Origin of the sequence: Streptomyces sp. MK37H (assembly GCF_018035285.1) — a bacterium.
GTDB lineage: Bacteria > Actinomycetota > Actinomycetes > Streptomycetales > Streptomycetaceae > Streptomyces > Streptomyces endocoffeicus.
This window is the reverse complement of sequence record NZ_JAAAYH010000465.1, coordinates 1-6,778: the sequence shown is the minus strand read 5'-3', so window position 1 is coordinate 6,778 and position 6,778 is coordinate 1. Positions and strand designations below refer to the sequence as shown.

The following is a 6,778-nucleotide window of genomic DNA, read 5'->3' as shown; positions in this document are numbered from 1 at the left end:
ACGCGGACGCCGCGGGCCGTCCCCGGCCGCGCATCTGGGTCTCCTTCCGGCCGATCATCGCCCCCACCGACGAGCTGGCCTGGGAGAAGGCCCACCGCACCCTGGGCGCGGTCAAGGCCAACCACGCCGAGCGGGCCAAGCGCCGCCACTACCCGGCGGTCGGCCAGGGCGCCCCGTCCAACGTCGGATCGCAGCGGCTGCTGGCCGTCGCCGAGCGCGGCGAGGTGCACGACCGCTGCCTGTGGACCGCGCCCGCCGCGGCCACCAACGCCGCCGGTGCCTCCACGGCGCTGGTCGGCTCCCCGGAGACGGTCGCCAAGGCGCTGCTCGACTACGTCGACATCGGCTGCGAGCTGCTGTCCATCCGCGGCTACGACCCGCTCAACGACGCCATCGACTATGGGCGTCATGTACTGCCGCTGGTCCGTCAGGAGCTGGCGCACCGCGCCGCCACCTCGGCCGCCTGACGTCCGACCGCCGTCTCCTCCACGTTCTCCCTCATGAAAGGCATCACCCGAATGTCCAGGCCACCGGCCCGCTCCCGTTCCCGGCGCGCCCGCGCCCGTACCGCTCTCGCCGCCGTCATGGCGCTGACCGCCGGTGCACTGAGCGCCTGTGGCGGCTCCGCGGGAGCGGGCGGGGACGGGAAGGGATCGTCCGTCACCCTCCGGGTCGGGGCGACCGGCTGGAAGGAGGAGGAGGCGCTGCTGAAGTTCGCGCACCTGGACGACACTCCGTACCAGGTGAAGTGGAGCCTGTTCCAGGGCGGCGACAGGCAACTGGAGGCGGTGCGCGCCGGTGCGCTGGACGTGGCGAGTTCCAGCGAGATCCCGCCGGTCTTCGCGGCGGCCGACGGAAAGCCGAACTTCAAGGTCGTCGCCGTGAGGCGCGGCAATACCCTCAACCAGGAGGTCGTGGCCCCCAAGGGGTCCACGATCACCTCGATGTCGCAGCTGCGGGGCAAGAAGGTCGGCTACGTCAAGAACACCACCGCCCACTATTTCCTCTATGAACTGCTGAAGCGGGCCGGGCTCGGCTGGGACGACATCGAGGCCGCCCCGCTCGATCCCGACAAGGGGATCGCCGCGTTGAACGGCGGTTCCATCGACGCGTTCGCCGGATACGGCAACGCGGTCATCACCGCCCATCAGCGGGGCGCCCGCACCATCGGTTCCGGCAAGGACATCCTCTCCGGCAATTTCCTGTGGACGGCCTCGGACGACACCCTTGGCGGCGCGACCGAGCGCCGAGCGCTGGTGGATCTGCTGGCCCGTATCGACAAGGCGTTCGCCTATGTACGCGACGGGCGCCAGAAGGAGTACGCGAAGCTCATGGCCGCCGCCACCCACCAGCCGGTGGATCAGGCGCTGGAGGAGTTCACGGCGGGAGAGGCCCAGCGCAGGACCGGGATACGGCCGGTGAGCGCTGGGGCCACCGCCTCCGAGCAGAAGGTCGCCGACGCCTTCGGTGACCTCGGCGCGGTGAAGCGGGAGCTGACAGTGAGCAGTTTCTGGAGCGACCGGCTGAGCGCGCGGCTTCGGAAGGCGCTCGCCTCATGACCACTGACCTGTCGCTGCCCGTCCCGGATCTCTCCTCGCTGTCCTCCGTGACGCGACGGCTCGCCACCACCGCGGCCGCGTACGACCGCGACGGTACGTTTCCGGCCGAGGGAATCCGCGCCGCGCACGAGGCCGGACTGCTCACCGCCACCGTCGGCGAGCGGTACGGGGGGCCCGCCCTCGGGGTGGCGGCCACCGCGCGCATCCTGCACGCGCTCGGCGAAGGCGATCCGTCGGTGGCGCTGATCGCCGCCATGAGCCTCTCCGTCCACCGCCGCCAGGCCGTGCGGCCGCACTGGCCGGAAGAGCTCTACGGGCAGGTGCTGGCCGACGCCGCTTCGCGGCCGGTGCTGCTCAACCACATCCGTGTCGAGCCCGAACTCGGCTCGCCCGCGCGGGGAGGGCTGCCCTCGACGGTCGCCCGGCGTACCTCGGACGGCTGGTCGCTGAGCGGCCACAAGCGCTTCGCGACCGGTGTGGAAGGGCTGGACTGGCTGCTGGTGTGGGCCACCACGGACGAGCCCACGCCGCGGGTCGGCACCTTCCTGGTGCCCGGCACCGCACCCGGGATCGAGATCAGCCACCGCTGGAACCATCTGGGGCTGCGCGCCAGCGGAAGCCATGACATCGCGCTGCACGACGTCGAGATTCCCAAGGGCAACGTCATCGACCTGGCCGAGCACGGCGCCGCGGCGGAGCAGGACAACCGCGCGGGCGCGGCCCTCCACCTGCCGCTCGCCGCCCTCTACCTGGGCGTGGCGCGGGCCGCCCAGGGTTACGTCCACCGCTTCGCCCTTGAGCGGATCCCCGCCAACCTCGGCCATCCGGTGGCCCGTACCGAGCGCTTCCGGCGCGTGGCCGGTGAGATCGCACTGCGGCTGGACTCCGCCGAACATCTGGTGTTCACGGGTGCGGAGCGGGTCGATGCGGCCGACGGCTCGTACTCCCCCGAACACGCGCTGGGCGCCCGTGTCCTGGCGGACCGGCATGCCACCGAGGCGGTCGCCCTGGGGTTGCGGCTGCTGGGGAATCCGGGGCTGTCCCGCGACAACCCCCTGGAGCGCCACTTCCGGGACGTCCAGTGCGCCCCGGTACACGCTCCGCAGGAAGACACGGCGCTGCTCGCCATCGGCACGGCCGCGCTCGGCACACAAAGTGAGAGGCCGACATGACCGTCCCGCTGTCCGATCCGGATACGGCCGACCGCACCGGCTCCGCACCCGCGCACGCCACCGATACGGATACCGCCGCCGCGCTGCTGGCGGCGCTGCGCCGCGACCTGCCCGCCGGGACACTGAGCACCGGCCCCGAGGCCACCGGCCCATACGCCACCGACCGCTCCGGAAGCCGCCCGGCGGGCCTCCCGTTCGCGGTGGTGCACGCCACGCGCACCGAGCACCTCCGGACCGCGCTGCGGCACGCGCACGCCCTGCGGGTGCCAGTCGTGCCGCGCGGGGCGGGGACGGGGCTGTCCGGCGGCGCGAGCGCGGGGTCGGGCAGTGTCGTCCTCGATCTCTCACGGATGAACCGGGTGCTGGAGCTGAGCCCCGAGGAGCAGATCGCCGTCGTCGAGCCGGGGGTGATCACCGCCGACCTGGACCGCGCGGCGGGAGAGTTCGGGCTGCGCTACGCGCCCGACCCGGCGAGCGCGGCGATCTCGACCGTCGGCGGGAACATCGCGACCAACGCCGGCGGTCTGCGCTGCGCCAAGTACGGGGTGACCAGGGACGCCGTCCTGGGCCTGGACGCACTGCTGGCGGACGGGACACCGATACGGACCGGCAGGCGCACCTTCAAGGGCGTCACCGGCTATGACCTGACGGGCCTGCTCACCGGCTCCGAGGGCACCCTGGGCGTGATCACCGCCGCGACCGTGCGGCTGCGCCCGGTACCGGAGGAGACCGTCACGGTCGCCGCGTACTTCGCCACCTTCGCCGAAGGAGCCGAGGCCGTCTCCGCGCTCACCGCCGCCCGGATCGAGCCCGCCATGGCCGAATTGCTCGACGGCCCCGTGCTGGGCGCGGTGGACGAAGCCCAGGGCACGGATCTGCGGTCGCGCGGCGGCGCCCTGCTGCTCCTGCAGTGCGACGGGCGGGGCGCGGCCGCCGAGGCCGACGCGGCCGTACGGCGCTTGCGCGGACGGGCCACCTCGGTCGAGGTCACCGGGGACCCGGCGGAGGCGGAACGGCTGCTCGCGGCGCGTCGGCTCGCCCTGCCCTCGCTGGAGCGGCTGGGCCGTCCGCTGATCGAGGACATCGCCGTCCCCAGGAACCAACTGGCGGCCGCCGTACGGGAGATCGATGCCGCGGCGGACCGGCACGGAGTGCGGATCTTCACCTTCGCGCATGCCGCCGACGGCAACCTCCACCCCATTCTCGTCCTCGATCCGGCGCTCCCCGCCGTCCCGGACACCGCCTGGCGGGCGGCGGGCGACATCTTCACGGCCGCGCTCCGCCTCGGTGGCACGCTCACCGGCGAACACGGCGTGGGCACCCTCAAGCGGCGCTGGCTCGGCGACGAGCTCGGCCCGGACCAGCACGCGCTCCAGCGTCGCCTCAAGGCGGCCTTCGATCCGCACGGCATCCTCAACCCGGGCAAGGCGCTGTGAGATCAACCGTGGCCGGGGCCGTCGTGTCGATCTCTTCCCCTTTGTCTCCGCTCCTTCCGCACTGACGATTTCGAGGTGAACCCCGCCATGCCCACCATCCTCTCCATCTCCGGCAGCCCCTCCCCCACCTCCCGCACCGCCCGACTCCTGCGCAGCCTGGACTCCCGGCTCACCGCCCAGGGGCACCAGGTGATCCCACTGGACGTCCGCACGCTTCCGGCCGAGGCGCTGCTGCATGCGGACTTCGGGCATCCGGAGATCGTGCGCGCCACGGAACTCGTCGCCCGAGCCGACGGTGTGGTCATCGGCACCCCGGTCTACAAGGCGGCGTACTCGGGGCTGCTGAAGTCGTTGCTCGACCTGCTGCCTCAGTTCGCGCTGGAGGGCAAGACCGTGCTGCCGCTGGCGACCGGCGGCAGCACCGCGCATGTGCTGGCCATCGACTACGGGTTGCGCCCCGTGCTCGCCTCCATGGGTCCCGCGCACATCACACCGGGCTGGTTCGTGCTGGACAAGCACATCGAGGTGCGGAAGGACGGGGGCGTGGTGGTGGACCCCACCACCCGGGAAGCGCTCGAACGGCTCGTCGACCAGTTCTCAGCGGCGCTGAGCGGCCCGTACTCCGCAGGCGTGGTCGCCGCGTGACCGCGGGCCTGGGTCGCTCCACCGACGCGCGGCCGAGCCCACGTGTGCGGGCCCGGCCGCGCCCGGTCAGTCGGTGGCCAGCGCCCACGATGGAGTCCCGCTGCCGGGCCAGCCAGCGCGCGGCGGACTCGTGGCCGTCGGGGGTGGGGAGCGGGCAGCCGGTGCACGACGGCGGTGGCCGGGTGCCGTGCCGCGAATCGGGGTTGATCCGCTCGCAGGCCCGGCCGTACCAGGTCAGCAACTCGCGGAGAACGGCGCGGCCGACCGGTGGCTCCTCGGCCTCGGCCACCTCCCGGGCCAGCGCCCGCACCAGGTCGCCCAGGTGGTACCGGCCGGGGCTCGGGGAGGTCAGCAGCCGGGCGTCGACCAGCCGTTCCAGGGTGTCCTGGGCCTGGTGGACCCGGCAGTTCAGCATGACGGCCACCGGCTCGGGGGTGACATCGGCGGCGCCCAGGACGCCCAGGGCGTGGAAGGCGGCGTCGGGGACCGGGTCCGCCGGAGGGCCGAGGTGGGCGGGGTGGGCGCGCAGCGCGGCGTACTGGGAGCGCGGCCCGGTGCCCACGGTGAGATCGCCGACACGCAACTCGTCGAGTAATCGGCCGGATGAGGTGAGCCGTTCGGCCATGCCGTCGAGCGACCACTGCTCCCGGGCCGGACAGCGCGCGCCGGCTATACGGAGCGCCAGTGGCAGCCCGGCGCGGACGGAGGCTGTGCGCCGGGCCGCGAACGGCTCCTCCCGCACGCGCTGATGACCGACGACGCCGCCCAGCAACTCCAGTGACGCGTCCTCGGGGAGCGGCCCCACCGTGAAGGTGTACGTCCCCTCCAGATCCGCGAGGTGGTCGCGGCTGGTGATGATCAGCCGGCTGCCGCCGCTTCCCGGGATCAGGCTGCGGACCTGGCCGGCGTCATGGGCATCGTCGAGGACGACGAGCATCCTGCGGTCGGCGCTCAACGACCGGTACGGATTCACCCGTTCCGCCAGGCCCTGCGGAACGGCCGATCGACGCAGCCCCAGGGCCACGATCACGGCGCTGCCGGGGCCCGACGCCGCGGAGCACACCGGGGAACGGAGCACCGCGGCCCCATCGGCCCGTCCGGCGAAGGCCGTGGGCGCGACCGGCAGCTGCGCCGGCCGTGGCCGGTTCCGGGAGGGCCGGGCGGCGCTCACGGGCTTCTCGTGCCCGGCGGAGGGCCGCGGCTCGAAACCAAAACACCGGCAGAATTCCTCTGACCACCCGGTGTGGGTCCACCGAGTGTTCAAAGGACCTCTGTCGTCCCGATAGCGCGGACCGTGTCAGCTCCTCACGACGCCCCGCAGGAGCAGGTCGATGAGCCGGGTGGCCAGGTCGCGCTGGTCCTCACCGGCGGCCATGAGGCTGATCCCGCCGAGGGCCATCAGCACGTCCTGGGCGTCGACCTCCGGCCGCGCCGTCGACCGGCCCTCCCCGGACGACAGCAGATGGTCGATCGCCTCGGCGAGCAGAGCCCGGGTCTGCAACCGCTCGCTGTCGTCGGTCAGCACCACTCTCAGCGCGTCGGCCATCCCGCTCTTGGCGGCCATGAAGTCGATGAAGCGCTCCATCCAGGTCCGCAGCGCGTCCACCGGTGGCAGTGTGGTGGCGAGGTGCGGCGCCGCCTCGCACAGGCACCGCACTTCCTGCCGGTAGACCGCCTCGACCAGGAGTTCCTTGGACGGGAACCGGCGGTAGAGCGTGCCGACGCCGACACCGGCCTCGCGGGCGATGTCCTTGACCGAGGCCCCCGCCCCCTCACGGGCGAAGACGGCCGCCGCCGTCTCCAGCAGCCGGTCCTCGTTGCGTTGCGCGTCGGCGCGCAGCGGCCTGCGGTGCCGCGCCGCGTTTCCCTCGATGCCGGTCAATCCGGGTCCCCTCTCGCCACCACTTGCAACCGGAACCAGTTCCGCTTACCGTCGAGAAGCGAACCGGAACCCGTTCCGGATACG

6 protein-coding genes and 1 pseudogene are annotated in these 6,778 nt (G+C 72.9%); 5 read left to right on the top strand and 2 right to left on the bottom strand.

Annotated features, from left to right (window positions below; all coding sequences use genetic code 11):
* The 5 genes from GWI24_RS37925 to ssuE all read left to right on the top strand — a co-directional run.
* On the top strand, nt 1-467 hold a 467-nt coding region (locus GWI24_RS37925), incomplete at its 5' end, for an LLM class flavin-dependent oxidoreductase (protein ID WP_210950591.1).
* Between the two features lie 33 nt (nt 468-500).
* A complete protein-coding gene (locus tag GWI24_RS37920; RefSeq protein ID WP_210950590.1) occupies nt 501-1,559 on the top strand; it encodes an ABC transporter substrate-binding protein in 1,059 nt (352 codons plus the stop codon).
* Nucleotides 1,556-2,731 (top strand): acyl-CoA dehydrogenase family protein, encoded by a 1,176-nt coding sequence (locus GWI24_RS37915; RefSeq protein ID WP_247617452.1) that lies wholly within the window; start codon nt 1,556-1,558, stop codon nt 2,729-2,731. Before GWI24_RS37920 ends, GWI24_RS37915 begins: the two co-directional genes overlap by 4 nt.
* Entirely contained in the window at nt 2,728-4,167 is a 1,440-nt protein-coding gene (locus tag GWI24_RS37910; protein WP_210950589.1) for an FAD-binding oxidoreductase, read from the top strand. The genes GWI24_RS37915 and GWI24_RS37910 overlap by 4 nt, the downstream gene beginning before the upstream one ends.
* Before the next feature lie 87 nt (nt 4,168-4,254).
* Complete coding sequence (gene ssuE / locus GWI24_RS37905) at nt 4,255-4,812, top strand: NADPH-dependent FMN reductase (RefSeq protein ID WP_210950588.1); 558 nt, start codon at nt 4,255-4,257, stop codon at nt 4,810-4,812.
* A 673-nt stretch (nt 4,813-5,485) separates the two neighbouring features.
* Here the strand turns inward: ssuE and GWI24_RS45875 are convergent.
* Nucleotides 5,486-5,749, bottom strand: a pseudogene (locus tag GWI24_RS45875) (AfsR family transcriptional regulator); the annotation flags it as partial.
* Between the two features lie 360 nt (nt 5,750-6,109).
* Complete coding sequence (locus GWI24_RS37900; RefSeq protein ID WP_247617451.1) at nt 6,110-6,694, bottom strand: TetR/AcrR family transcriptional regulator; 585 nt, start codon at nt 6,692-6,694, stop codon at nt 6,110-6,112.
* Nucleotides 6,695-6,778 lie beyond the last annotated feature (84 nt).